We start from the raw sequence: 2,448 nt of genomic DNA, 5'->3' as shown, positions 1-2,448 counted from the left end.
CCACAGCACGACCGCGAGGCCGGCCAGGCCGACACCCATCCACGTGCGTACGTCGAACACGAGGCTGGTCGCCCAGTCGGTGACCGAGCCCGCGATGTCCACGACCATCTCGAGCGTCCCGGTCAGCCACGCGGCCGCGGGCAGCAGGGTGAAGCCGAGCGCGCGCAGCCCGTTGGCCGACCCTCGCCGGCGGAACGCGATCCACGTCCAGATGGCACCCGCGACGGTGAGTGCGGCGGTCAGTGCAGCCCAGGTAGTTCCTTCCACAGGCCCAGACTCCCACAGCGGACCACGCCCTCGTCGGCACCCGCGGGGCCTGCGGGAGGATGGAGCCGTGGTCCACGACGACGCATCCCCCCACCACGCGGCGGACGACTCCTCCCTCGAGCCGCTCGAGCGCACCATCCCCGACCCGGGGTTCGCCGACGACGCCGGCGAGGCGGACCCCCGGCTCGCCCGCGTGCTGGCCGACCGGACCGCGGGCACCGCGAGCTCCGGCGCGGTGCTCGCCCTCCTGCAGGACTCCCGGCTGCTGGTGCCGGTGGTGGCGGTCCTCGGCGAGGTCGAGGTCGACGAGCAGGGACTGGCCCACGACAAGTCCTCCGACATGGCGGCCGTCCTGGTGGAGGCCCTGGACGGCAGCAGGGGCCTGCTCGCCTTCACCTCCACCGCCTCGATGGCCCGGTGGGACCCGCAGGCCAGGCCGGTGCCGGTGCCCGCCGCGACGGCGGCCACCGCGGCGATCCAGGACGGCGCGGAGGCACTGCTGGTGGACCTCGCCGGCCCTGCGTCGTACGTCGTCGACGGGGACGACCTGGCCCGGCTCGCAGCCGGGTGGCGCCTGGTCGCCATCGGCGACGGCTCGGGCGGTCACGGCTGGATTGGCCCCCCGACGGAATGATCCGCTAACCTTCCATGTTGACCGATCAGTGACACCACGCTTCACGGTGACACCGATCCCGCCAAGCGGAGGCACGCACCACCGTCTCCCACCCGCATCGATCGCCCAGCACCACAGATCGTCGGGTCCCGGTCCAGAGCCACCACCGTCGCGAGACGGAGGTGGACACCTCAGTTTCCCCGAGAGGGGAGACGTGTCGTGACTGGCTCCCGCTTGGCAACAGCGGGAGCCATTGTCCATTTTCCGGCACACCAGTCGGGCCGGGCGAGGGACTCCCACCCACCCGAACCACTGGAGGACCCATCAGCACCGAGCTGCGCATCAACGACCGGATCCGCGTACCCGAGGTCCGGCTCGTAGGACCCAACGGCGAGACCGTTGGCATCGTGCCGACCGACCAGGCACTCAAGCTGGCCGTGGAGGCCGACCTCGACCTCGTCGAGATCGCGCCCCAGGGACGCCCCCCGGTCTGCAAGCTCATGGACTACGGCAAGTTCAAGTACGAGAACGCCCAGAAGGCCCGCGAGTCGCGGCGCAACCAGACGAACGTGATCATCAAGGAGATGAAGCTTCGTCCCAAGATCGACAAGCACGACTACGAGACCAAGAAGGGTCACGTCGTGCGATTCCTGGGTGCCGGCGACAAGGTCAAGATCACGATCATGTTCCGCGGCCGCGAGCAGCACCGCCCCGAGCTGGGCTTCCGCCTGCTCCAGAAGCTGGCCGAGGACGTGCAGGAGCTGGGCTTCGTCGAGTCCTCGCCCAAGCAGGACGGCCGCAACATGACCATGGTCATCGGCCCGCACAAGAAGAAGGCCGACGCCAAGATCGACGCCGACGCTGCCCGCGCCACCAAGGAGCAGGCACGTGCGGAGCGCAAGGCCGAGGAGGACGCCGAGCGCGAGGCGGCCCACGCCGCCGGGCCGGTCGCCCAGAAGAAGGAGCGTCGCCGCTCCGAGAACCTCGATCCTGAGATCGAGGCGTGACGGAGTCACGACTCGATCGAGCATGTCGCGGCGGAGCCGTGACGACGACCTGGCCGTGACGACGAGCTGGCCAGGGCTGCTCACCCCCTGAACCCCGAACCACGCACAAGGAAGTTGAGGCAGACATGCCGAAGAACAAGACCCACTCGGGCGCCAAGAAGCGCTTCAAGGTGACCGGCTCGGGCAAGATCATGCGTCTGCAGGCCGGCCGCAAGTCCGGCGCCGCGTTCGCGTCCGCGCCGACCACGGGCAGCCGCAAGAAGCACCGCCGCAACGCCGGCATGGTCGAGCTCGAGAAGGGCGACGTCGCACGCGCCAAGAAGATGCTCGGCATCTGAGCCTCACCCACCGCACCACCCAGGTGGCTCAGCCGCCGTCCGTCTGACTTTCCCCTGCAACAAGGAGTAGCACCATGGCACGCGTCAAGCGCGCAGTGAACGCCCAGAAGAAGCGTCGTACCACCCTCGAGCGCGCCAGCGGTTACCGCGGCCAGCGCTCGCGCCTCTACCGCAAGGCCAAGGAGCAGGTCACCCACTCCCTGGTCTACAGCTACAACGACCG

General features: G+C 69.5%; 4 protein-coding genes and 1 pseudogene. 4 read left to right on the top strand and 1 reads right to left on the bottom strand.

Features of this window, described 5'->3' with window-relative positions; all coding sequences use genetic code 11:
• A pseudogene (locus tag VFZ39_RS11370) lies at positions 1–267 on the bottom strand (hypothetical protein); the annotation flags it as partial.
• A gap of 67 nt (positions 268–334) precedes the next feature.
• Between VFZ39_RS11370 and VFZ39_RS11365 the strand changes: the two are divergent.
• The 4 genes from VFZ39_RS11365 to VFZ39_RS11350 all read left to right on the top strand — a co-directional run.
• The gene (locus tag VFZ39_RS11365) at positions 335–901 is read left to right on the top strand and encodes an SseB family protein (protein ID WP_330865864.1); all 567 of its coding nucleotides are present in this window, start codon (positions 335–337) and stop codon (positions 899–901) included.
• 302 nt (positions 902–1,203) lie between these two features.
• Positions 1,204–1,887, top strand: coding sequence for a translation initiation factor IF-3 (infC, locus tag VFZ39_RS11360; RefSeq protein WP_330865867.1), 684 nt, complete (start codon positions 1,204–1,206; stop codon positions 1,885–1,887).
• Positions 1,888–2,012: 125 nt separating this feature from the next.
• Positions 2,013–2,225: a large ribosomal subunit protein bL35 gene (locus tag VFZ39_RS11355; RefSeq protein WP_090971167.1), complete on the top strand. Its 213-nt coding sequence runs from the start codon at positions 2,013–2,015 to the stop codon at positions 2,223–2,225.
• Positions 2,226–2,299: 74 nt separating this feature from the next.
• Positions 2,300–2,448, top strand: a 149-nt coding sequence (locus VFZ39_RS11350; RefSeq protein ID WP_330865866.1) for a 50S ribosomal protein L20, incomplete at its 3' end; no start/stop codon positions are given.

Origin of the sequence: Nocardioides sp. (assembly GCF_036374615.1) — a bacterium.
GTDB lineage: Bacteria > Actinomycetota > Actinomycetes > Propionibacteriales > Nocardioidaceae > Nocardioides.
This window is presented reverse-complemented; position numbering and strand designations above follow the sequence as displayed.